This window comes from Epilithonimonas sp. UC225_85, from assembly GCF_042695135.1.
Taxonomy (GTDB): domain Bacteria; phylum Bacteroidota; class Bacteroidia; order Flavobacteriales; family Weeksellaceae; genus Epilithonimonas.
This window is the reverse complement of sequence record NZ_CP170547.1, coordinates 3316972-3340081: the sequence shown is the minus strand read 5'-3', so window position 1 is coordinate 3340081 and position 23110 is coordinate 3316972. Positions and strand designations below refer to the sequence as shown.

Sequence of the window (23110 nt, the reverse complement as noted above, 5' to 3'; positions counted from 1 at the left end):
AATTATTTGGGCAGCTTTATCCGCCTTCCACTCCCGCTTTTTTTGTTGTTGCAAATGACGTGATACCGTTAATGAAACTTATTCAGAATCGCAACAACAAAAAAAGCTCCGTTCAAACCTAACGAAGTGGTTCATCGATTCAAATAAATAAAATAGAAAAAATGAGATACGTCGGGCTGCGCTTCGCAAAGTAGAATATTTGTGCTTTAATCTAAACTTTCATCCCAAAACACACACAAAATCCGCCGAAAAATCTCTAAATTCGTGTCTTAAAAATTTTTAAAATGACGAAATTCGGAGTTGATGCGGCCAGTTTTTATGTGCCTTCTTTATATTTAGAAATCAATGACCTTGCTGAGAAAAGAGGAATAGAACCGGCAAAACTGGAAAAAGGTCTGGGTTTGCACAAAATGGCTTTGCCCGATGTTCACGAAGATGCAGCGACTTTTGCAGCGGAAGCTTTACTCAAATTAATTCAGGATTATAATCTCAATCCGAAAGAAATATCCAGAGTTTACCTCGGAACCGAAAGTGCTTTGGACGCCGCAAAACCAACCGCAACCTACGCTGTCCAAATGGTAGAAGAATTCTTGACCGAAGAATTTGGTGAAAGAAGTTTCAAAAATTGTGACGTTGTAGATATGACTTTTGCCTGCGTTGGTGCAGTTGATGCACTACACAATTCCCTAGATTTCGTAAGAGCAAATCCCACTAAAAAAGCCGTTGTCATTGCCAGCGATTATGCCAAATATGAATTGGCATCTTCCGGAGAATACACGCAAGGGGGCGGTGCGGTTGCCTTATTGGTTTCAGCCAATCCAAAGTTAATCGAGATTGATAACAATTGGGGCGTTGCCACAGAAAGCGTTTTCGATTTTTTCAAACCGAGACGTCATTTTTCCAAAGAAGATTTCCCAACAGCTCCGGAAAATTTCCCCGACAAAATTGAAGTGTTCACAGACGAACCGGTTTTCGATGGACAATATTCCAATCAATGTTATCAGGACAGAATCCGTGAAGCTTATGAGCATTACAAAGACCAGACTTTTACCGTAAGACCTTACGAAGACTGGCGTTATCTGATTTTCCATTTGCCTTACGCTTTCCACGGGAAAAGAGTTTTCACCGAGATTTATAGTTTAGAAAATCATCTCGATTATTCCGATGCAGAGAAACAAAAAGCCATCGCAAAATCTGAAGATTATATCAATTTTATCAATGAAAAAATAGAGAAAACGCAGCGTGCTTCTTCCGAAATCGGGAATATGTACACAGCTTCTATTTTTATGGCATTGTTGTCAGCTTTACAAACTTCGTTCAATGAAAATGAAGATTTAGCAGATAAAGAAATTGGTTTCTTAGCTTATGGAAGCGGTTCCAAATCTAAGGTTTTCGTCGGCAAAGTGTCTCCCGAATGGAAATCAGTAGTTGGAAAATGGAATCTCTTCGAAGAATTAAAAAACAGACACGCAATCGATTTTGAAACTTATGAAAAGTTACACCGTAAACAATTAGATTCTTCAGTTAATCAAAATTACAAAGGTTTCGGATTAACAAGAATCGAAAAAGAAAGTCCGGTTCTGAAAGGTGCAAGATATTACAATTATCAGAGATAAAAGCTCCGTAGGAGCAATATGTTTATAGGAATCAATTCCGCCATAAAGTCGAGCTCCGTAGGAGCGACACGATAATCATCAATTATTTAGAATCAAATTTGGCTAAACCTAAATCGAGAACGAGCAGAAATTTCTGCTCGTTCTCTTTTGAAAATATCTATAACTAACTACTAACTTCAAATTAATTTTTTGTTCTGAAAGATTTTTGGCGTCACACCTTCCATCTGTTTGAACACCCGAATAAAATAATTCGTATCCGAAAATCCAGTACTGTAAGCGGTCTCGCTCACCGAATTCTGTTGGCTCAACAATTCCTTCGCTTTCTTGATTCTCTCGTGGATAATAAATTCATTCGGAGAAAGTCCCAATTCCTGTTTGAACATCTTGAAGAAATTCGATTTGCTGACGTAAGCCATCTTCGCAATTGCATCAATGGATAACTTCTGATGAAGATTTTTCTTGATAAAATCTGCTACAAAACCAATTCTCGACTGATTTTTCAAAGTGTTTTTCTCCACTAGATTTCTCGCTTGCGTCTGCATCAATCTTATCAATAATTCCTTCAAAGCAAAATCTGCAATCACATCTTTATGCGAATTATCATCCATCGCAATCCTCATAATATTATTTGTCGCCGAAGCCAGAGCTTTATTATTAAGCAAATAAAATTCATCCAAAGAGATATTCCATTTGGAAGAATCATCTATTTTCGCCACATTGAAGTTCAGATTATCCAAAGATTCCTGCACAAATTCCGGATTCAAAGTCAAAGAAACACATTGTGAAGGCTGCTCATCTGCATCAGGAAAATCAATGACCATTGTTTCACCCGGCGCAACCAAAACACTTTCTCCCGGAAGATATTCGAAGTAATTGCTCTTATCCTGAAGCTTCATCCATTTTCTCCCTCGCAACATTCCCGTGAAAGCCAGATGCTCAAAATGCAGTTTCACATCGTAAACCGCCTTGTGCGTTTCGTAGATGCTGAATTCACAATTATTTAAACTAAACTTGGTTTGATTTTCCACCAAAGTATTCAGTCGGTTTTCGTGTGTCAGGCTGGGTTTGTTAAGTTGAAAATGATTTGAATTCATAGATTCAAGATTTATAACTTCTTGTCTATCAAATATAATATTTTAAAATTAATCTCAGTCACAATTTTTGTTAATGAACAATAAAGTATTATAAAAATAGGATTTTACTGTTTTTTTGGACGATTGTGCTATCGGTTTTGTTGATTATAGAATTAACTTAGCCTTAATCAAATATTAATTCAGTATTAATAAAAACCAAATTATTATGAGTACAACAGCAGAACACAAACAAAATTCAACCACTTTGGCTTGGCCAGAATTCAAATCTAAATATGATAATTACATCGGAGGCAAATTTGTGCCGTCAGCTGGCGGACAATACTTCGATGTCATTTCTCCAATCAATGGACAAGTTTTCACACAAGCAGTGCATTCCAACAAAGAAGATTTGGAAAACGCTGTAAACGCAGCAGCAGAAGCCTTCAAAACGTGGAAAGATACTTCCGCAACAGAACGAAGCATTATTCTGAATAAAATCGCCGATAGAATAGAAGAGAATCTTGAATATATTGCGACGGTAGAAACGATTGATAATGGTAAAGCTGTGAGAGAAACTTTGGCGGCCGATATTCCTTTAGCGATTGACCATTTTAGATATTTCGCTTCAGTCATCAGAGCAGAAGAAGGTTCTCACAATGAGTTGGACAAAGACACCGTTTCACTCATTGTCCATGAACCACTTGGTGTGATTGCCCAAATCATTCCGTGGAACTTCCCAATCTTAATGGCCGTTTGGAAACTCGCTCCAGCTTTGGCAGCAGGTAATTGTGTTGTTTTGAAACCAGCGGAAAGTACGCCTGTTTCCATTATTATCTTAATGGAATTGATTGGTGATCTACTTCCACCGGGTGTCGTAAATATTGTAAACGGTTTTGGAGCAGAACTTGGAAGAGCGTTGGTCACCAATCCAAAAGTCAACAAAGCAGCCTTTACAGGTTCAACGGTAACGGGACGAATGGTAATGCAATATGCGACAGAAAATATCATCCCGGTAACTTTGGAATTGGGAGGGAAATCGCCTAACATTTTCTTCAATTCGGTAATGGATGCGGACGATGAATTTTTAGATAAAGCAATCGAAGGCGCAGTAATGTTTGCCCTCAATCAGGGAGAAATTTGTACTTGCCCGTCAAGATTACTGGTTCAGGAAGATATTGCAGATGCATTCATCGCAAAAGTGATTGAAAGAACTGAGGCAATCAAAATCGGAAACCCATTGGACAAAACCGTGATGATGGGAGCGCAGGCTTCGAAAATCCAGAAAGATAAAATTATGGGTTACCTAAAACTTGGTAAAGAGGAAGGTGCAGAAGTCCTTACTGGTGGCGATGTAAACACTATTGAAGGTTTGGAAGAAGGCTATTACATCAAACCGACCATCTTCAAAGGAAACAACAGAATGAGAATCTTCCAGGAAGAGATTTTTGGACCGGTTGTGGCTTTCACGACTTTCAAAGATGAAGCAGAAGCTTTGGAAATTGCGAATGATACGATTTATGGTTTGGGTGCGGGCGTTTGGACACGTGATGCACATCAATTGTACAACATTCCAAGACACGTGGAAGCGGGTAGGGTTTGGGTGAATCAATACCACGCTTATCCTGCCGGTGCACCTTTCGGAGGTTACAAGCAGTCGGGTATTGGTAGAGAAAATCACAAAATGATGCTTGACCATTACCGTCAAACCAAGAATATGCTGATCTCTTACAACAAGAACAAGTTAGGGTTCTTCTAATCTTAATGTTTTATAATTAAGTTTAAGACTTATCAATACTCTGAACCCGACAGAATTTTTTGTCGGGTTTTTGTTTAACTTTAAAATAATAATTAATGTGGAAACTAATCGTAGATTCTAAAATGCAGATGTTCAATTAATACGAAGGATTCACAAAGCTCCGTAGAGCAAACTGTTAATAGGAAAAATATCAATAAGACAAGTTAAGCTCCGTAGGAGCGACCTGTCAATACATTATTATTCATTAATGTCAAAATAAAAAATAGATGGAAACTAAAGATAAAATATCAAGACTTTCTGTGACGGATGCTGCGATGGAAATCATATGGGAACTCGAGAAAAAACACGGCGAACTGATGTTTTATCAGGCTGGTGGCTGTTGTGAAGGTACGCAACCACAATGTTTCGAGAAAGGTGGCTACTTCCCAAGGATGAATGACGCAATGATTGGAACCATCAACGGCTTCGAATTCTGGATAGACCGCGACCTCTTCGAATATTGGAAGTATGCTCATTTTACATTGGATGTTCTGGACGGTTGGGGACCGGGCGGATTTTCTTTGGAAACGCCTCTCGGTAAAACCTTCAAAGTACATTACCGGCTTTTCACGCCGGAAGAGCTGGAGAATCTTGAACCGGTGAAGCGGAGTGAGTAATGTTTTAAACTATCATAAAAAAATCATGCTTATCATTTGCCTAAATCATGCGCATGACTTCAACAAGTCATGCGCATGATTTTTATAGAAGAAAGGCATGAATTCATTACATCATAAATCAAGTTTTCAGAAATTCTGTAATTAAATATATCAAACCTTCACAAACTTCGAGACGATCATAGATGCCAGAATATTCCCGACGGAATTGAGGACGGTCGCCAGCGGATCTACCAAAGTCCCGATAATGATTACAGCAGGAACGACATCGGGCGGGATTTTGTAAACTGAAATCATCAGCATTTCGCCAATGTATCCGCCATTTGGGATTCCGCCGGCAACTGCGCTGACGAAAACTGTGATGCCAAGAGCCATTATGAGATTCATTGGTTCGAATAAATTCCAGCCAAGTAACTGAAATGCCACATAGATTTTGATGATGGATGAGATGGAAGAACCGTTTTTATGAATCGTAGTTCCAATCGGAATCACCACGTTGGCGATGGATGCGGGAACGCCCATTCTTTTAGCAGCTTCTATCGCAACTGGCATCGTCGCTAAACTGCTGCAAGTACTGATAGCAGTTGCTGTTGGCAAAAGACTTTCTTTCCAAAAAGCTTTCACGCCTTTGCCGGATTTCCAGATGAAGGCATAAAGACTAAAAAATACAATGAAATAAATGGTTCCGGCGATGTAATAAAGTCCCAAAGGTTTAGCATAAAATCCGAAAAGCTGAGGTCCAATCGTGCCAACCTGATACGCAAAATAAGCGCCTAATCCAACGGGCGCAACTTTCATTATGAGAAGTAAAAGCTGTTTCATCACTTCGTTTCCGGAAAGTATGAAGCTTTGAAATGCATTTCCCTTTTCGCCAGACCGTCTGATCGAGATTCCGACCAGGAAAGAAAAGACTAAGAGAGCCAGCATATTCTGTCTTGAGAATAAATTATAGAACTCGCTTACGGTGAAAAATCCTACGATCTGGTCATTGATATTGGTGTCGGTTTTTAAGTTTTCTGTGATAGCTTCATGAATATTTGTTGGCGTCTCTGTCGGGAAAAGGTAGACAAGAATGATACAAAATGTGGCGGAAATCAGAATGAAACTTAGAAAAGTCAAAGCCATTGTTCCAATGATCTTTCCCAATTGATTCTGTTGCTCGATGCCTGAAATAGCGGAAACAATCGCAAAAAACACCAACGGAATGACTGTGACGAAAAGCAGATTAAGGAAAATATCACCAATCGGCTTGAGATAAACTACGAAATCAGGGGAGAAAATTCCCACCAGACTTCCTATGAAAATCCCGATGAGAAGCAGAATAATGTTGCTGTAGTTTTTCCAGAAAGACTGATCCATTCCTTTAAGTTTGATCAAAGATAATTATAAAATTGTTTGGAAAGATTGAATTAAGTTGGATTGTCTGAATGTCTTAATGAAAATTAGACTGTTGTGTAACCCGCAGATAATCTTTTAAAACCTGCATCTGGTCTTTATTTCCTTTAGCGATTCGGTTTTCTCTGCTTACGACATTGTTGTAGATTTTATTGATGAATTTTTTGGTATTCGGAAAGACACTTCTTCCGGAAACTTCCGGTATTTCCAGCCTTTTGCAAACTTCATTATCCAATAAAAACCAAGTGCAGCTGATGTGTAAAAAGCGCAACATTTTCTTTTGGAAACTGTACTTGAGAATTGGGTTTTCCAGAGATTCATTCAATAGAGAGTGCGCCAACAAAACAGAATCTTTGTCAGAAGGCGGCTGGATGGCGGTCCAGAGATAGAAATATTCTGTTGCCTGTTTTTTGTCGTCAGGCAGAAGGTCTTCCGGAATTCCCAAAAGATAGCCCACATATTTCCAAAGATGAAAAAGTCCTCTTTCTTCCTCATCAGAATAAGTATTCCCCAATTTTTTGAGACTGTGAAGAAAAACCAAACTGAAACCAATGTAAGTAGCCATCATATCCCAGGAATTAATGGGTTCTCCCCAATTTTCTGTGTCCCAGTTTTTGTAATGTTTCTTGATGGAAAGTCTGGCGTAGGAATGTATCAGCCGTATTTTGATAGCGAACTCATAGCCTTTTGCGTGAATTTCCAAAGCATTGTATCTCGTTGCGTTTACCCAAAAATCCAAGGTTTCTGAAAGTCGTTTCACTGCACCTTTCTTTAAAGCTTCTGTGACAATCAAAGGTTTGTTGAGATAAGCATAATCATAACCGCCAATGAGACAATAATCTCTCAGGGAAATCAGAGAATCCACATTGCTTCGCATACAAAGTTCTGCGCCACTTTTCAGCAAGTCAGGATTAAGCCATTCCGGAACAGCTTGCGTTTGTTGGAAAAGAGTTTGAACACTTGCAGGGACGTCATCAGTTTGTGAAACACCTTTTCGGATGTATTGCTCAATTTTACGGGAAGCTTCCTGAAATTTCTTAGTCAGATAGACTTCTTTTACAACACCATCGCCTATTTTATCAACGTGATAAAAGTAACGGGAGAATTTGTCAAAATCTTTAAAGCTAACTTCCGCACCGGAAAAATCGATGAGTTGTTTTCCGTTGCCTTTAGTCCAAAAATATTTGAAATGTGGTAAATCTTTAAATCTTGGTTCTAAAATTGTCTTTTCCATCACTATAAAATTACAAGTTTTAAGCCGATATTGGAGTATAATTGAGTAATGTCATAAAATTCGGATTAGTCAAACTTGTAATTAATTAACATTTTAAAGCTAAATAAAATTGAGATAATCTTAATCAAGTAAATGAATTATTCACGAAATTTGTTCTTATGAAAACAGCTGTTTTAATCACTATTGGCGACGAGATTTTATCTGGAAACACCGTGGATACCAATTCCAACTTCATAGCGATGCAACTCAAAGAGATTGGAATTAAAGTGACAAGAATTTTTACAATTCCGGATGACGAAAGTACAATAGTTTCTACGCTTGGGAAAGCATTCGGAATGGCAGATGTAGTTTTTACAACGGGCGGATTGGGGCCAACGAAAGATGATATTACCAAGAAAGCTTACGCTGAGTTCTTTGAAGACGAATTGATTTTTTCAGATAAAGTTTACGAACATTTGAGAGCTTATCTCGAAAAACGAAACCGACTTTGGATTTTGGAACATAATAAGGAACAGGCGATTGTCTTATCAAAGGCTGAGGTTTTTCTGAATTATTTCGGGACAGCGCCTTGTATGGTTTTGGAGAAAAATGGAACTTTTTGTTTCAGTTTGCCAGGCGTTCCTTACGAGGTGAAACCTTTGGTAAAAGACCAGATTATTCCATTCTTAAAAGAGAAATTGTCATTAGACCATATCGTAACCAGAATCGTTTCTGTAGTGGATGTTCCGGAAAGTATTCTGTCAGAAAATATTGAAAGTTGGGAATTGGCTTTACCAAAACACATCAGCTTATCTTATTTGCCAATCGGGACGAGGGTGAAATTAAGATTAACGGCTTCCGGAAATTCACAGGAAATCCTAAATCAAGAACTTGAAACTGAGATTCAAAAATTAATTCCAATCATCGGAGAAAATATCATTGCCACTCACGAAGATAAAATCGAAAAAATCCTTGGCGAATTGTTGAATGACAGAAAGTTGACTGTTTCGGTTTCAGAAAGTTGTACAGGAGGAGAATTAGCGCATCTGATTACGTCGGTTTCCGGAAGTTCTAATTATTTTTCTGGCGGGATCGTAACTTATGCAACCGAGAAAAAGATTGATATTCTAAATGTCAATCCAAAAACAATCGAAGAATTTACCGTTGTGAGTGAGCAAGTTGCTTCCGAAATGGCGAATGGCTGTCAGGAATTATTCAAAACTGATATTGCTGTTTCTACAACAGGCGTTGCCGGGCCTGGAAAAGGTGAGGATGGGAAAGATGTGGGAACGGTTTATTACACGATTAGAATTGGCAATGAAGAAGTGACCTCAAAATTATTTTTGCCACATTTGGAAAGAATTGATTTTATGAACTTCGTGTCTCAGAAAGTGGTTCAGGATATTGTTTCATTGCTCATCAAAAAATAAAAAAAGACAGCCGTAATGGCTGCCTTTCTAACTTCTAATATCTAAAGTCTAATTTCTTTTTATCTATTTCAATATTTCTTTCAGAAAACTCAACGTGTGATTCCAGGCGCGTTTCGCCATTACTTCGTTGTAATCCGGAGATTCCGGGCTCGTAAAAGTGTGTTTGGAATTGGCGTAAGTGATGATTTGAAAATCTGTTTTTCCGGTTTTTAATTCCGCAATCAGATTGGTCATATCTTCCGGTTTTACACTTTCGTCGTCCGCAGGATTTTCTACAAGAACTTTGGTTTTGATGGGAACATTCAGTCTGTCGTTTCCTTTCGCCAAACCACCGTGAATAGAGACAACGCCAGCAACCGGCATCTGAGCTCTAGCCGTTTCCAAAGCACCGGTTCCACCGAAACAATAACCAATGACCGCAATCTTTTCAGAATTGGCACCTTGCTTTTTCAGTTCGTCCAAAGCCGCAGAAATTCTTTGTTGATAAGCTTTGTAATCTTGTTTGTAAGTTCCTGCGATTTTTGCGGCGGCTGCATTGTCGGCTGGTACATTTCCTTCGCCATAAATGTCAGCAACAAAAGCGATGTAACCTTGCTTTTCCAACTGAAGTGCAGCATCTTTTGCTTCATTATCAATGCCTTTCCAGGCTGGCAGAATTAGAACGCCGGGAAGTTTTTTTCCTGCATTTGAAGTGACTAATCCGTTCAGTTTCTGAGTTCCGTCTTTGTAGGCAATTGTTTTCAATGTCTGGGCTAATGTAAGTTGCATTCCCAGGAATACTGTTAGTAATGAGACTGGTAGTTTCATATCTTGACTATTTTGATTTGATTAAATTTTCTTCTTTCTAATGAAGTTTATTATATTCATTAAAAGTACAAATAAACTAAACACGATGAGCTGAATTCCAACATAATGCCAACCGCCAAGTTCCCAACATTTCAGTCCGATAAAAGTTCCCAAAGCGCCACCCACAAAGTAGGAAGTCATATAAATTGTGTTGATTCTGCTATTCGCTTTTTCATCAAGTCTGTAAATTAATGCAACATTCGTCACTTGGATAGACTGAACGCCAACATCAATGAAGATCACGGCGAGAATGATGGAAATTAAATAACTTGGAAACAGAAAAATGACGACCGAACCAGCTAATAAAATAACGCTCGCAATCAATTGTGTGTATCTGGAATCGCCCTTGTCAGAAGCTTTTCCAATCAACGGCGCAACCAACGCACCGGCAATTCCCAACATTCCGAAAAGTCCAATCGTGTCTGAACTGTAATTGTAAGGTTCTTCAACGAGCAAGAATGTCAAAGTTGTCCAAAATGAGCAAAATACCGCAAATGCAATTCCGCCAAGCAAAGCCATAAACCGCAATTGTGGAAATCTCCTCAACTGATAAAATGACGATGAAATCAATTTAAAATAAGAGTCTTTGAACGTCGGTTTTACACTCGGTAATTTGAAATAGACAAAAGCCAAAGAGAAAATCGTAAATCCAGCCGAAAGGTAATACACCATTTTCCAACTGCTCCATTCCGAAATATAACCACTGAAAACCCTCGCCATCAATATCCCGACAAGAATTCCGGTAAAAATAATTCCGACATTTTTTCCCTTTTCATTCCCCGACAATTCAGCCGCCATTGGTAAAATAACCTGAGCCGCAACCGCCGTTAATCCCAATAATAAACTGAATAAAAAAATAAAATAATAATTGGAAACCAACCCAATTGCCATCAAGACAAAAAATAAAGTTCCCAGTAAAGTCAGAATCAATTTCTTACGGTCAACTTTATCGCCTAATGGAACCAACGTCAATAATCCTGCGCCGTAACCAACTTGCCCGAGACCGACCATTATTCCCATTTTACTTTCAGGAACGCGAAAACTTTCAGCGATTTGATGCAGAATCGGTTGGGCAAAATAAATATTTGAAACGCTGATTCCAGCAACTACGGCCATTCCAAGAACCTGATGTTTGCTTAGTTGTGATTGTACCTCTGACATTGCTTATTTTGAAGCTTGATTAAGGATTTCCAAATCTTCGGAATCTAAATTTAATTTTGGCGCATCGAAAATGGTTTGCAATTGTCGTTCGCTCGTTGCACTTACGATTGGCGCTGTGATTAGCGGATTTGCCAACAGCCAAGCCAACGCAACAGTTGCAGGTTGAGATTGGTGTTTTTCTGAAACTTTGTCAAGTGCACTCAAAACTGCTTTTCCTTTATCATCAAAATATTTCTTGATGCCGCCACCTCTTGCTGTTTTTTCAAAATCCTCTTCTGTTCTGTATTTTCCGGTTAAAAATCCCGCTGCTAAAGACCAATATGGGAAAACGCTCAATCCGTATTTTTCCACCAATGATGCGTATTCCGTTTCGAATTTTTCTCTTTCCACCAAATTATAATGAGGCTGAAGCGCAACATATTTAGGCAAATTATTTTTCTCAGCGACTTCAAAAGATTCAATCAATCTCTCTTGCGAAATATTGGATGCGGCAATATATCTCACTTTTCCGGCTTTGATGATCTCGTCATAAGCAGAAAGTGTTTCTTCAACCGGTGTTTTTTCATCATCAAAATGCGTGTAATACAAATCGATATAATCTGTTCCAAGGCGTATCAGAGATTTGTCAACAGATTCCAAAATGTGTTTTTTGCTCGTATCTACAGGATGCGTTCCGTCTTGTCCGCCAACTTTCGTAGCAACAATTACATTTTCCCTGTTTTTTCTTTCTTTAATCCACTTTCCGATAATGGTTTCGGATTGTCCACCTTCTTTTCCGCCAACCCACCAGGAATAGATGTCGGCTGTATCAATAAAGTTAAATCCGCCTTCTTCAAATTTGTTTAGGATATTGAAAGATTCTTTTTCGTCCAAAGTCCATCCGAAAACGTTTCCTCCAAAATTGATCGGAGCGATTTCTAAGTCTGTATTTTTAATATTTAATTTTTTCATTTTGAATAATTATTTTTATTGAACACAAAGTCCACAAAGTTTTAAATTTCAATTCTTCAGTGTTTCAAGTTCACGAAGCCGTAAAACTTATATAAGCGAAGCACCTTTATCTCAATATTTTTATTGATTTTAAAAGAATCGATGAATCTTTGATTTGTGAAACTTAAAATTGACATTGTTTTTATAGTTCTTTGTGAGCTTCGTGTTCAATATTCTATTTTATTATTTTAAAAATTCCTTTACAGGTTTGATAAATTGGTCAAAAACTTCGATGTGCGGAAGATGTCCGACGTTTTCTATTTCAACCAGTTTTGAACCTTTTATTTTTTTCTGAGCTTCCTTTCCTAAGATTTGATATTGTCCCATTTTTGCGGCGACTGCAGGGTCTTTCACATTGTTTTTTCCGATCGCCGTTCTGTCACGCGTTCCGATAATTAATAAAGTGGGAACATTCAGGTTTTGAAATTCATAAACCACAGGTTGCGTAAAAATCATATCAGAAGTTTTAGCATTTACCAAAGCTACTTTTGGATAATCCGGAGATTTTGTCCAACCGGTCAAAAGGTAAACCCATTCGTCATATTCCGGTTTCCATTTGTTGTCGTAATAGAATCCGTTTTGATATTTTTTTGTCGATTCGTAGTCGGCTTTCAGTTCGGTTTCGTAATTTTTATCAATGGATGTGTAAGGCGCAACCAATTTCCAGTCTTCCAGTCCGATTGGATTTTCAAGGATTAATTTCTCGACTGTTTCAGGATACATTAATGTAAATCTTGTTGCGATCATTCCACCCATCGAATGTCCCAGAAGATAAATCTTGTCAATTTTCAAATCATCCAAAATAGCCTTTGTATTCTGGACCAATTGCTGAAAAGTGAATTGATAATCAGTCGGTTTTGAAGATTTTCCGAATCCAATTTGGTCGGGAACAATTACCCTGAAACCTTCCTTAGTCAAAGCGTCAATCGTAGTTTTCCAATAAGCTCCGTTGAAGTTTTTTCCGTGAAGCAAAACCACCGTTTTTCCATTCGCTTTATTTGGTTTGATATCCATATAAGCCATTTTCAAATCCTGATTCTGACTTTTCAAATTCAGGAAATCGACTTTGTACGGATAGTCGTAATTCGTCAGCATAATATCCAGAACAGGGCGATTTTCCTGAGCGGAAATGAAATTGACCGATAGAATTAAGATTAATAATTTTAAAAATTTCATAAGATTTAATAATTAAGGAATTGATTGTGGCTGATATTTCTGCCAAAACCAAACCAAACCGAATAAATAAATTGAATGTAGAAGTTGAGATTCTATTGCGCTCCAGTTTTCGATGGAAGAACTTCCCAAAATCAAAATGCTCATCAAAATCAAACCTGCAAACAAAGTATGTCTGGTCCGGAATCCAATTAATAATGACAATCCAATCAGGAACTCTACAATCGGTAAAACATAACTGAAAGGAATAATCAGGAAATCTGGGATTGCCGATTTCTCCATTGATGTCACCATCCAATTACTGAATGACGCTAACTTTGGAAGCCTTACCAAACCGTGACCTAGAAGGGAAACTGCAATCGGTAATTTTAAAAAGAAGAAAATCGTTTTGAAGTCTTTCATAGTTGAATTTTATTTCGGTAAAATTAATGAATCAAATAATCTCTCGCAGATTGGGCAAATTTTGCTGATTTATTTTAGAAGTAAAATCTGCGTTTATCTGCAAAATCTGCGAGATTTTAAAACTTATTTCAAATGGCTGTAAAAATCCGGTGTTGGGTTCAGGCTTTTATTTTTCCATTGATGCCAATACGGATAAGTTGGTGGAACTTCGCTTGCTTTGTCGAGTTTTTCAACTTGTTCGCGAGTCAGATTCCAGCCGACAGCTTCCAGATTTTGTTTCAATTGTTCTTCATTTCTTGCACCAATAATGATGCTGGAAACGGTCGGACGTTGTAATAACCAATTAAGGGCAACCTGAGCAACAGTTTTTCCAACTTCGCCAGCAACATCTTCCAATGCATCAATCGTATTGTAAAAAATCTCTTCCTGAACAACGGCTTCCGGAACAGGGCTTCCGCCTTGAGCAATTCTCCCGTCCTTCGGAATTTCTTTATTTCGTCCGTGTTTTCCGCTCAATCTTCCGGATGCCAATGGCGACCAAATAATCGAACCCACATTTTGGTCCAATCCCAAAGGCATCAATTCCCATTCATAATCACGATTTGCTAAGGAGTAATAAACCTGATGCGCAATATATTTGCTCCAGCCATATTTTTCTGAAATCCCGATTGACTTCATCAGATGCCAGCCGGAGAAATTGGAAGCTGCAATATATCTTACTTTTCCGCTTGTTACTAATTCGTCCAAAACTTTCAAAGTTTCCTCGATCGGTGTATTTCCATCGAAGCCGTGCATATGATAAACATCTATATAATCTGTTCCGAGACGTTTCAGACTTCCTTCGATTTGTTTCAGAATATGAAGTCGGGATGAGCCTTGATTATTTGGACCTTCACCAAATGTGAAAGTAGATTTCGTAGATAAAATGAGCTTATCACGGGAAATATCTTCAATCGCTTTTCCCAGAACTTCTTCCGATTTCCCGTCGGAATAGATATCGGCTGTATCAAAGAAATTAACGCCGGCATCCATACAAATATTGACGAGTTTTTTGGCTTCATCAACCTGCGTATTTCCCCAGGCTTTGAAGAAATCACCCTCGCCACCGAAAGTCGCTGTTCCGAAACTTAAAACGGGAACTTTCAATCCTGATCCTCCTAAAAATCTATATTCCATTTTATTTAATTTTAAAAAGCATTTACCAATTCATTAATAGTTTCAATTTCTTCTTTTGAAAGATTGATGTCGATCGCTTTTGCATTCTGAACGGCTTGTTCTGCATTTCTGGCTCCGGCTAATGCAATTGTAATTCCGGGTCTTTCAATCGTCCAGCGAAGAACCAATTGTCCAAGCGTTGCATTATGTTCGTCTGCAATCGGTTTGATTTTATCTAATAATTGATTCGTTTTCTGAATAAATTCCGGTTGGAAATGTGCGTGATTTGCTCTGTGATCGCCAGCCTGAAATTTGTAGTCCGAAGTGATTTTTCCCGTTAGTAATCCTCTTTCCAAAGGACTGTAGGCTAAAATTGATTTGTTATTTTCGATGCAATAAGGAACTGTTTCTGCTTCAATCCCACGATTTACCATACTGAACGGGATTTGATTTGAGACCAATTTCAAGGTTTTCTCAGCCTCAGCCATTTGTTGCGCATTGTAATTACAAACACCTGCGAAACGGACTTTGCCTTGTTCAATTAATTTTGAAACGGCTTCGAAAGTTTCATCAATCGGTGTCGTAACATCTGGCCAATGGATTTGATACAAATCGATATAATCTGTTCCTAATCTCTTCAGACTTTGCTCACATTCGTAGATGATACTTTCTTTTCCTGCGTATTTATAAACATCAATAGCGTCTCCGTTATTCTTGAAACTGTTGAATCCAAAATCACCTTTTGCCAAATCCCATCGCATCCCGAATTTGGTAAGAATCTGAACTTTGTCACGGGAAATATCTTTTATTGCTTCGCCCACAATTTCTTCGCTGGTGCCTTGTCCGTAGATTGGTGCGGTGTCAATAGATGTTACACCAACGTCATAAGATGCTTTGATAGCTTCAATAGCTTCATTTCTGTCCGTACTTCCCCACATCCATCCGCCGGCAGCCCAGGCTCCGAAAGTGATTGCTGAAACTGCTAGATCGCTGTGTCCTAATTTTCTATATTCCATTTTTAATTAAATTTTTGCTGATTAAGATGTTTCTGAAATTAATATTTAATATTCAAATATATACCTATACAAATATTGGGAAAAAATAAAAATTCCAGCTTGTATTATTAATTTAAATAATTGTATTTTTATGCTATCGTTAAGGAATTAAAATTAATTTAGTATTGTGAAAAAGCTGCAATTTGAGTCTTTGGTGATTAGTGATTTGGAAGGCGAGGCGTTTGGCCATCCATCGCACAGTCATACTTATTATGAGATGATTTATGTTTTGAAAGGAAATGGCAATCACCATATCAACAACATTATTCTGCCTTACAAATGTGGCGACCTTTTCCTGATTTCGCCAGACGACCAGCATTATTTTGAGTACAATAAATATTCAAGACTGATTTTCATCAAGTTCACCGATGATTATTTCAAAGGGAATAAACATCTTTCGCCAGATTCCTTTGCAATGAACTCTCCGGAAAATGTGATGCGAAAACAAATCCTGAAAGAGAAAAAGCTCATCTTTTCAGAGCCTTGCAAAACGATCCTCAAAAAGACAATTGAAAATATTTTATCTTATAATTGCAGAAAAGATGTCTCCACTTCGCCAATCGTTTTTTATCAGATTCTTTCAATTTTCGGATTAATAAAAGAAGCAACCTCAAAAATGGACATTCGATTAGATGTAGGACTTCAAAATAAAGAAGATGTGATCTCTTATATTCATCAGAATATCTATCAGCCGGAGACCATTCGAATCAAAAATATTGCTTACCATTTCAATATTTCGCCAACTTATTTCAGTGCTTATTTTAAACGGAATTTCGAAGTTTCTTACCGTGATTATGTCAATGATTATCGGATGGCATTAATAGAAAGAAGGATTGAATCCGGACAGAATACCATCAAGCAGATCGCTTATGAATTTGGTTTTACGGACGAAAGCCACCTGTCGCATTACTTTAAAAATAAGAAAAGCAAAACGCTGGGTTCGTATAAAAATAAGAGTCGGAGTTTAGCTTAAAGCCAAATCACTTTTTAGACTTCATTGCCTTCACTTTCTTCACAGAATCATCAGCCAACAATTTTTGATAATCATCAGATTCTGCCGGGATCAATTGGATTTTAGAATCCTCATTATGAAAAATCCCGAATCCATTTTTCTTAGCTAAAGGCGAAGTTCGCAAGCAAGCTTGACCTTTTAAAAAGAACTTCCCTTTCTCTTCCTCAAACTCCGAAGGCGAAATGTCATTTCGTTCCGCAAAAATTTCAAATAACAATTCATCGGAAGTATATTTCAAAGGTTTTTTTGACAGCTTTTCGAATTGATAATTGGCAATCGTTTTCCTCTCATTTATCACCACTGGAATCACCGCTTTGGAAACCGGAGAATCTTCTGCGATTTCTATTAATGTGCTGGTGTAGTTGGTGGTGTGGGTTTTCATTTTATTTCCAATTTTGGTTAAATCGTAAATCAAAAAATAAACTGTAAATTCTGTCTAAGCCATAAGTTCCAATCATACCATAATCACTTATTTCTTTCACTTTTCCATTATTGTAAGTGATTTTTAACGTCGATGTCTGGTCATCAGTCCAGTTGACAGAGTAATTATCTTCTAGGTTTGGAAAATCAACATAGTTCAGTATGCTAACCAATTCGTTGTAATCATTATCAGTGATGATAGTATTGAATTTCCCTTTAACTTCTACTTTTCCTTTAGCTTTATCAATATTGTAATTCTCTGCTTTAAAAACACCATTCTTATTTTTATCAATCGAAATGAAAAATTGTGGACAAGTTCCATAACACATCGTTGTTTGAAATTCTATTTTTTCAATTTTATAGGAATTTGGTTTTGAGTTGTATTCAACAAAATCACCGAACTTAAATATCAAATCTTTTTTGGTTAGCTTAGATTTTTCTTCACTAAAGATATGTGGTTCAGAAAAATAATAATAATTGATTATCGAATCATTTATAATTTTTGGAAAAGTACAGTTTTGAAAACTTCTACGGGTCAATCTATTTATTTTTAAAGAATCATTTCCGTAATTCATTAAAACAAAAATTTTGAAATCATAATAATCACCTATTGCAAGTATGTCAGTGTATCCATTATTGTCAAAATCGGCTTTATAAAAGGATTTGTCAATTTTTAAAGAGTCAGCAATGTTTTTGCAAAATTTGTTTTCTCCGTGTTCTTCTTTGAAGTCAGCAATCTTTTTTATTTTGAAATCTTTATAATCTTTATCTAATGTATGAATCAGATTTTCTACTTCTTTTTCAGTATTTATCGAATCAATTTTAGAAATTAATTTTTGAGCAAAAATATTTTGACTCATGAGTGTAATTAATATGATTAAAACTAATTTTTTCATTATTCTACTATTAAAGTTTCCCTCTTCGACCGCACCAACCACAATCCCCAAAACGTCAAAAACCCATTCAAAATAATCAATTCCACCCCGATTCTGTAATCCGTATTATTGGTCACATAAAGATTTATCAGATAAGTCAAAACCGGCGCAAGTAGCGTCACAGCCAAGATGGCGTATTTTTTTACAATCGTAAATTTCGTCAGAATCCCAAAAGCAAACAGTCCTAAAAGTGGCCCGTAAGTGTAACCCGCAATTTCCATAATCAAATAAACAATCGACTTCTCATTGATGGCTTTAAAAACCATAATCAAAACGAAAAACACCACCGTGAAAGTCAAATGAACTTTCATTCTCAGTCTTTTCTTTTGCTTCTCCGTTCTTTGCTGGTCCTCATTCAAGCCCAAAAGGTCGACGCAATAGGAACTCGTCACCGCCGTCAAAGCGCCGTCAGCAGAAGGGAATAGGGCAGAAATTAATCCGATAATAAAAATTACAGACAACGCCATAGGAAAATGTCCCAGAGACAACGCCGGGAAAAGGTCGTCACCCATAATATTGGTTACATTGCCTGCCGCATCTTTAAACCCGAAAAGATTGGTCACCACTTCTTTTCCATCCACAATATTTGTTACGGTAGAGTAACCCGCGCCATTTTGTATCGCAAAAAGATAGAGCAAACCGCCCAAAAACAAGAACGCGAGATTCACAAAAAGCAAAGTTCCGGCAAACGTCAGCATATTCTTTTTCGAGTTTTTCAGGTTGTCCACCGAGATGTTTTTCTGCATCATTTCCTGGTCAAGGCCTGTCATCGCAATCGTGATGAACATCCCGCCCAGAATGGTTTTCAGGAAAAAAGTTTTGGAATTAATGTCCGTATTAATGAAATGCGTGTATTGTTTCTGCTCCAGAATCGAGTAAGCTTCACCGAAAGACAGATTCAAATTTGATAAAATATAAACAATGCAGGCAATCAAACTCAAGATCATAAACGACGTCTGCAAGGTATCGGTAATCACAATGGTTTTTACGCCGCCTTCAAACGTGTAAAGCAAAATCATAAGCAACAGCACAAAAGCCGTTACCCAGAACGGAACGCCAAGATTCTCAAGCAAAAATATTTGAAGAATATTTACCACCAGATACAACCTCGCCGTCGCCCCAATCGCTCTCGAAATGATAAAAAACAAAGACCCGATTTTATGCGCCTCCACATTGAATCTTCGCCCCAAATAAGTATAAATCGAAGTCAGATTCATACGGTAATAAAGCGGCAGCAGAACGCCTGCCACAATGAAATATCCGATGAAAAATCCAATCACCATCATATAATATTCGAAGCCGCCAAACGCATAATCGCCCGCCGTCATCTTCCCGACTGTTCCGGGAACCGAGATAAACGTCACGCCCGAGAGCGACGTCCCAATCATCCCAAACGCCACCAACCACCATTTACTTTTCTTGTTTCCGATGAAAAAAGACTGGTTGTCCGAGTTACGGCTTGTAAAATAAGAGATGACCAAAAGCCCGATAAAATAGGCAAAAACGAATAATAATAAAATTGTTCCCGGATTCATTGTTCAAATTTGATTTGAACAAAAATAGTTTTTTTATTGATTTGGTTTGAAATTAATTTGGGCAGCTTTATCCGCCTTCCGTTCCCAATCTTTTTATTTTTTAGCAAAAAAACAAAAAGGATTTCCACTCAAGTCGGGCTGCATGAGATTCAAAGTTTAAGAATATTGGAATTCCTATAGAAACTCAAAACACTTCGACTCCGCTCAGTGTGACATTTTTAATACTAATTGCAATACTTAAGAAGTGTCAGTCTGAGCGGAGTCGAAGACCTTTTAATCAAAATATATTACTGCATCGGAATCATCTTTTTCACAACGATGTAAAGAAGAATAGCTGATAAAGTTAACACACTAAATGATCCGTACCACAAAGTATCAAACCCAAACTGACTCACCACATAAGTTCCCAAAAACGGTGTAATTATGAAAGAAAATGAAAATGCAATACCGTTCAGTCCCATATAAGCACCTTTGTTGCCACGTTCTGCCCGGATCGCTGTTACGGTTGACATAAATGGAAGTGCCCAGATTTCTCCGATACACAAAATTGTCATTGCAATTATCAGAAGCGGAATATTACTTCCAAATGCCATTAACAGATAAGAAAATCCGCATAGCAGAATTCCCAGAAAAAGAATTTGAGAAGTTTTCAAAGTTCTTTCAGCAATGCTTACCAACGGCATTTCCAGCAACACAATTATGAATCCACTATAGCCGAGAATGAATCCGATTGTACTTTGATGTAATTTTGCAACGTCCTTATAAAACAACGGAATCGTATTAAAAAACTGAAAAAAACAAATTGCAAAAACAGTACACAAAAAGCTGTAAAGCAAAAATAGATAATCCCGATAAGGTGATTTTGCAATCCTTTTTTCCATCACTTTTAATGGTTCTGATTTCTTTTTATCCTGAAAAATTTTATTCCGTTTTCTAAAAAATATAACATAGATGATTCCAGCGGTCAAAGCACCGGTTGCATTCACAACAAATAGAAAATCATATGAGATTCCGGACAAAATTCCGCCCAAAGCCGGACCAATGGAAAAGCCAAGATTAATTGCCATTCTGTTCAAAGAAAAAGCTTTCGTCAGATTTTCGGGTCTTGCATATTTGGTAATCGCCACAGAATTTGCAGGACGAAATGTATCGCTGATCGTACTTTGAAGGAAAATCAAAAATGCCATCATCTCCACACTCGGAAAAAATGGGATAATCAGAAATATTGGCGCACTCAAAAACAAACTCCACGATTGAACGTAATATTCACCAAACTTATCCGTCAGAAAACCGCCCAGCCAGGATCCTAGAACCGAACCGATGCCGTAGAAACTTAAAACCAAACCTGCATTTTCCAAACTGAACTTCAAATGGTCTGTCATATAAACACCTAAAAATGGCAAAACCATCGAGCCGGAACGGTTGATGAGCATCACAATAGACAGCATCCAGGCTTCTCTTGAAAGTCCTTTGAACGTTTTGATATAAGAATTGAAAAGTTTCATTTTGATTTTCGAACCGCAAATTTACCCAAAAAAGAAAGCCATTCGTAAAGAATGGCTTTCAAAATTTATATTTTAGAATAGATCTAATATCTAAAAGTAATTTCTAACTTCTGATTTTAAGGCATTTTAAAACCTCTTGTTGTGATTCTTCCGTAGCTGTCCACATATTTTACCTGTACATTTCCTTTGTATCCGTTCAGGATTTTTTCTACATCTTTTTGGGAGTTCACCGGTTTTCCGTTGATTTCCATTACGATATAATTATCAACAACACCAATTTTGTCCATCTCACTTCCTTCAATCACATTTTTGGTAATTACGCCGCTTTCCAGTCCGTAATCTGTTTTCACTCTGTCGCTAAGCGGTTCAAATTCAGATCCGATTTTTTCAGTTACGGTAAGGTCATCCTTGCTTCTGGAAGATGTTCCGCCTTTCAGATCCTTCAGGGTCACATTCACGTTGTTGACTTTGCCGTTTCTGGTGTATGTCACAGCGACTTTATCACCAGGTCTTCTGCTTCCGATTGCGAGGGAAAGATCAGAGAAACCGGTAATATCTGTATTGTCAATTTTCGTAATGATATCACCAGGTTTGATTCCTGCATCTTCAGCACCACTTTTATCGGTCACTTCTGTTACATAGATTCCGTCTCCAGCTTTTACATTCTTTTTCTCTTTTTGATTATAAGCTGCAACCTGCATCTCATTAGAAAGATCAAGACTTCCTACACCAAGGAAACCTCTTTGCACTAAACCAAATTTCTTGATATCCTCAACAATTTTTCTTGCAAGATTGGAAGGAACAGCGAAACCATAACCTTCATAATAGCCGGTTTTTGATTGAATAGCCGTATTGATTCCAATCAAATCTCCGTTTACATTGACCAAAGCCCCACCACTGTTTCCAGGGTTGATTGCCGCATCCGTCTGGATGAAACTTTCTATGGGCGTTCTGGATTGCTGGCTAAGGATGTCAATGCTTCTTCCTTTTGCAGAGATGATTCCAGCAGTTACAGTTGAGTTAAGTCCAAGCGGATTTCCTACAGCTAAAACCCATTGTCCCACTTCTGTAAGGTCTGAATTTGCGAAATTAAGATAAGGTAAACCTTTTTCTTCAATTTTTAGAAGAGAGATATCTGTATTTGGATCTGTTCCGATCAAAGTTGCGATATAAGATTTTTTATTGCTTAGCACCACTTCAAGTTTGTTTGCGCCTGCAACAACGTGATTATTAGAAATAATATAACCATCCGGCGAGATAATGACTCCTGAACCTAATCCGGAAGGCATATTTTTAGGAGGTTGCTGTGGCTGCTGTCTCTGTTGGTTGCCGCCTTGCGGACCAAAGAAAAAGTCGAACAGATCATTATCTGGCATTCTCTGGGAAGATGCTCTGTCCTGATAGTTTTTGATGGTTACCACAGCCGGAACTGTCGTTTTGGAAGCTTTTACAAAATCGTCGCCAACGGCAGAACCAATACTGGCAAATGCTGATTTTTTTGAAGCTGTTGTAAAATATGAGAAATCTTCTCCATTGTTTTCGTGGCTGAAATATTGACTGGCTCCGAAAACCGTTGCCCCGGAAATAACCCCGGTCAATGCAAAAGGCATTAGTTTTTTTAAAGTATTCTTCATCGTAATATTCATTTCTTTTTTTGAGATTATTGTTAGACAAATTTAATGCTAAATTAGTGTGAACTAAAAACTTAGTGTTACAGTTTTAACGAAGTTTAACCATTTTTAAAAATTCCTTAATAAAATTGGTTTTATTTTAAGTCAAATTGGC

Annotated in this window: 20 protein-coding genes; 5 read left to right on the top strand and 15 right to left on the bottom strand. The window is 37.6% G+C overall.

From position 1 onward, the window contains the following. Window positions 1-284: 284 nt before the first annotated feature. A complete protein-coding gene (locus ACFJGY_RS15190; RefSeq protein WP_379965480.1) occupies window positions 285-1616 on the top strand; it encodes a hydroxymethylglutaryl-CoA synthase family protein in 1332 nt (443 codons plus the stop codon). Window positions 1617-1792: 176 nt separating this feature from the next. On the opposite strand, the gene ACFJGY_RS15185 is transcribed toward ACFJGY_RS15190, so the two are convergent. Next, window positions 1793-2710, bottom strand: a complete 918-nt coding sequence (locus ACFJGY_RS15185) for a helix-turn-helix domain-containing protein (protein WP_379965477.1) — start codon at window positions 2708-2710, stop codon at window positions 1793-1795. Between the two features lie 205 nt (window positions 2711-2915). Here ACFJGY_RS15185 and ACFJGY_RS15180 point away from each other — a divergent pair, with 205 nt between their 5' ends. Both ACFJGY_RS15180 and ACFJGY_RS15175 read left to right on the top strand, forming a co-directional pair. Continuing rightward, the gene (locus ACFJGY_RS15180) at window positions 2916-4445 is read left to right on the top strand and encodes an aldehyde dehydrogenase family protein (protein ID WP_379965474.1); all 1530 of its coding nucleotides are present in this window, start codon (window positions 2916-2918) and stop codon (window positions 4443-4445) included. A gap of 266 nt (window positions 4446-4711) precedes the next feature. Next, on the top strand, window positions 4712-5101 hold the full coding sequence (locus ACFJGY_RS15175) for a DUF779 domain-containing protein (RefSeq protein ID WP_379965472.1): 390 nt from the start codon (window positions 4712-4714) through the stop codon (window positions 5099-5101). 150 nt (window positions 5102-5251) lie between these two features. Here ACFJGY_RS15175 and ACFJGY_RS15170 read toward each other — a convergent pair whose 3' ends face one another. Further along, window positions 5252-6457 (bottom strand): dicarboxylate/amino acid:cation symporter, encoded by a 1206-nt coding sequence (locus tag ACFJGY_RS15170; protein WP_379965469.1) that lies wholly within the window; start codon window positions 6455-6457, stop codon window positions 5252-5254. Window positions 6458-6530: 73 nt separating this feature from the next. After that, window positions 6531-7727 (bottom strand): oxygenase MpaB family protein, encoded by a 1197-nt coding sequence (locus ACFJGY_RS15165; RefSeq protein WP_379965466.1) that lies wholly within the window; start codon window positions 7725-7727, stop codon window positions 6531-6533. Window positions 7728-7885: 158 nt separating this feature from the next. Here ACFJGY_RS15165 and ACFJGY_RS15160 point away from each other — a divergent pair, with 158 nt between their 5' ends. After that, a complete protein-coding gene (locus ACFJGY_RS15160) occupies window positions 7886-9136 on the top strand; it encodes a CinA family nicotinamide mononucleotide deamidase-related protein (protein ID WP_379965463.1) in 1251 nt (416 codons plus the stop codon). Between the two features lie 63 nt (window positions 9137-9199). On the opposite strand, the gene ACFJGY_RS15155 is transcribed toward ACFJGY_RS15160, so the two are convergent. The 7 genes from ACFJGY_RS15155 to ACFJGY_RS15125 form a co-directional block, all read right to left on the bottom strand. Beyond that, window positions 9200-9943: a dienelactone hydrolase family protein gene (locus tag ACFJGY_RS15155; protein WP_379965460.1), complete on the bottom strand. Its 744-nt coding sequence runs from the start codon at window positions 9941-9943 to the stop codon at window positions 9200-9202. A gap of 21 nt (window positions 9944-9964) precedes the next feature. After that, window positions 9965-11143, bottom strand: a complete 1179-nt coding sequence (locus ACFJGY_RS15150; protein ID WP_379965457.1) for an MFS transporter — start codon at window positions 11141-11143, stop codon at window positions 9965-9967. A 3-nt stretch (window positions 11144-11146) separates the two neighbouring features. Continuing rightward, a complete protein-coding gene (locus tag ACFJGY_RS15145; protein WP_379965454.1) occupies window positions 11147-12094 on the bottom strand; it encodes an aldo/keto reductase in 948 nt (315 codons plus the stop codon). 222 nt (window positions 12095-12316) lie between these two features. Beyond that, entirely contained in the window at window positions 12317-13309 is a 993-nt protein-coding gene (locus tag ACFJGY_RS15140) for an alpha/beta fold hydrolase (RefSeq protein WP_379965451.1), read from the bottom strand. 12 nt (window positions 13310-13321) lie between these two features. Further along, the gene (locus tag ACFJGY_RS15135; RefSeq protein WP_379965448.1) at window positions 13322-13708 is read right to left on the bottom strand and encodes a DoxX family protein; all 387 of its coding nucleotides are present in this window, start codon (window positions 13706-13708) and stop codon (window positions 13322-13324) included. Window positions 13709-13831: 123 nt separating this feature from the next. After that, entirely contained in the window at window positions 13832-14884 is a 1053-nt protein-coding gene (locus ACFJGY_RS15130) for an aldo/keto reductase (protein WP_379965445.1), read from the bottom strand. An 11-nt stretch (window positions 14885-14895) separates the two neighbouring features. Next, window positions 14896-15879: an aldo/keto reductase gene (locus ACFJGY_RS15125; protein WP_379965442.1), complete on the bottom strand. Its 984-nt coding sequence runs from the start codon at window positions 15877-15879 to the stop codon at window positions 14896-14898. Window positions 15880-16045: 166 nt separating this feature from the next. Here ACFJGY_RS15125 and ACFJGY_RS15120 point away from each other — a divergent pair, with 166 nt between their 5' ends. Then, the gene (locus ACFJGY_RS15120) at window positions 16046-16891 is read left to right on the top strand and encodes a helix-turn-helix domain-containing protein (protein WP_379965439.1); all 846 of its coding nucleotides are present in this window, start codon (window positions 16046-16048) and stop codon (window positions 16889-16891) included. A 7-nt stretch (window positions 16892-16898) separates the two neighbouring features. Here ACFJGY_RS15120 and ACFJGY_RS15115 read toward each other — a convergent pair whose 3' ends face one another. The 5 genes from ACFJGY_RS15115 to ACFJGY_RS15095 form a co-directional block, all read right to left on the bottom strand. After that, on the bottom strand, window positions 16899-17312 hold the full coding sequence (locus ACFJGY_RS15115) for a DUF6157 family protein (protein WP_379965436.1): 414 nt from the start codon (window positions 17310-17312) through the stop codon (window positions 16899-16901). 1 nt (window position 17313) lies between these two features. After that, window positions 17314-18246, bottom strand: coding sequence for a DUF6438 domain-containing protein (locus ACFJGY_RS15110; RefSeq protein ID WP_379965433.1), 933 nt, complete (start codon window positions 18244-18246; stop codon window positions 17314-17316). Continuing rightward, complete coding sequence (locus tag ACFJGY_RS15105; protein ID WP_379965430.1) at window positions 18246-19820, bottom strand: sodium:solute symporter; 1575 nt, start codon at window positions 19818-19820, stop codon at window positions 18246-18248. Before ACFJGY_RS15105 ends, ACFJGY_RS15110 begins: the two co-directional genes overlap by 1 nt. 287 nt (window positions 19821-20107) lie before the next feature. Beyond that, on the bottom strand, window positions 20108-21325 hold the full coding sequence (locus tag ACFJGY_RS15100; RefSeq protein WP_379965427.1) for an MFS transporter: 1218 nt from the start codon (window positions 21323-21325) through the stop codon (window positions 20108-20110). A 116-nt stretch (window positions 21326-21441) separates the two neighbouring features. Further along, complete coding sequence (locus ACFJGY_RS15095) at window positions 21442-22959, bottom strand: trypsin-like peptidase domain-containing protein (protein WP_379965424.1); 1518 nt, start codon at window positions 22957-22959, stop codon at window positions 21442-21444. Between the last annotated feature and the right edge of the window lie 151 nt (window positions 22960-23110).

Coding starts and splice junctions, on each gene's coding strand:
- ACFJGY_RS15125 (WP_379965442.1), bottom strand. CDS start 15,879: ATGGAATATAGAAAATTAGGACACAGCGATCTAGCAGTTTCAGCAATC.
- ACFJGY_RS15110 (WP_379965433.1), bottom strand. CDS start 18,246: ATGAAAAAATTAGTTTTAATCATATTAATTACACTCATGAGTCAAAAT.
- ACFJGY_RS15175 (WP_379965472.1), top strand. CDS start 4,712: ATGGAAACTAAAGATAAAATATCAAGACTTTCTGTGACGGATGCTGCG.
- ACFJGY_RS15105 (WP_379965430.1), bottom strand. CDS start 19,820: ATGAATCCGGGAACAATTTTATTATTATTCGTTTTTGCCTATTTTATC.
- ACFJGY_RS15115 (WP_379965436.1), bottom strand. CDS start 17,312: ATGAAAACCCACACCACCAACTACACCAGCACATTAATAGAAATCGCA.
- ACFJGY_RS15160 (WP_379965463.1), top strand. CDS start 7,886: ATGAAAACAGCTGTTTTAATCACTATTGGCGACGAGATTTTATCTGGA.
- ACFJGY_RS15130 (WP_379965445.1), bottom strand. CDS start 14,884: ATGGAATATAGATTTTTAGGAGGATCAGGATTGAAAGTTCCCGTTTTA.
- ACFJGY_RS15170 (WP_379965469.1), bottom strand. CDS start 6,457: ATGGATCAGTCTTTCTGGAAAAACTACAGCAACATTATTCTGCTTCTC.
- ACFJGY_RS15100 (WP_379965427.1), bottom strand. CDS start 21,325: ATGAAACTTTTCAATTCTTATATCAAAACGTTCAAAGGACTTTCAAGA.
- ACFJGY_RS15155 (WP_379965460.1), bottom strand. CDS start 9,943: ATGAAACTACCAGTCTCATTACTAACAGTATTCCTGGGAATGCAACTT.
- ACFJGY_RS15165 (WP_379965466.1), bottom strand. CDS start 7,727: ATGGAAAAGACAATTTTAGAACCAAGATTTAAAGATTTACCACATTTC.
- ACFJGY_RS15150 (WP_379965457.1), bottom strand. CDS start 11,143: ATGTCAGAGGTACAATCACAACTAAGCAAACATCAGGTTCTTGGAATG.
- ACFJGY_RS15190 (WP_379965480.1), top strand. CDS start 285: ATGACGAAATTCGGAGTTGATGCGGCCAGTTTTTATGTGCCTTCTTTA.
- ACFJGY_RS15185 (WP_379965477.1), bottom strand. CDS start 2,710: ATGAATTCAAATCATTTTCAACTTAACAAACCCAGCCTGACACACGAA.
- ACFJGY_RS15145 (WP_379965454.1), bottom strand. CDS start 12,094: ATGAAAAAATTAAATATTAAAAATACAGACTTAGAAATCGCTCCGATC.
- ACFJGY_RS15140 (WP_379965451.1), bottom strand. CDS start 13,309: ATGAAATTTTTAAAATTATTAATCTTAATTCTATCGGTCAATTTCATT.
- ACFJGY_RS15135 (WP_379965448.1), bottom strand. CDS start 13,708: ATGAAAGACTTCAAAACGATTTTCTTCTTTTTAAAATTACCGATTGCA.
- ACFJGY_RS15095 (WP_379965424.1), bottom strand. CDS start 22,959: ATGAAGAATACTTTAAAAAAACTAATGCCTTTTGCATTGACCGGGGTT.
- ACFJGY_RS15180 (WP_379965474.1), top strand. CDS start 2,916: ATGAGTACAACAGCAGAACACAAACAAAATTCAACCACTTTGGCTTGG.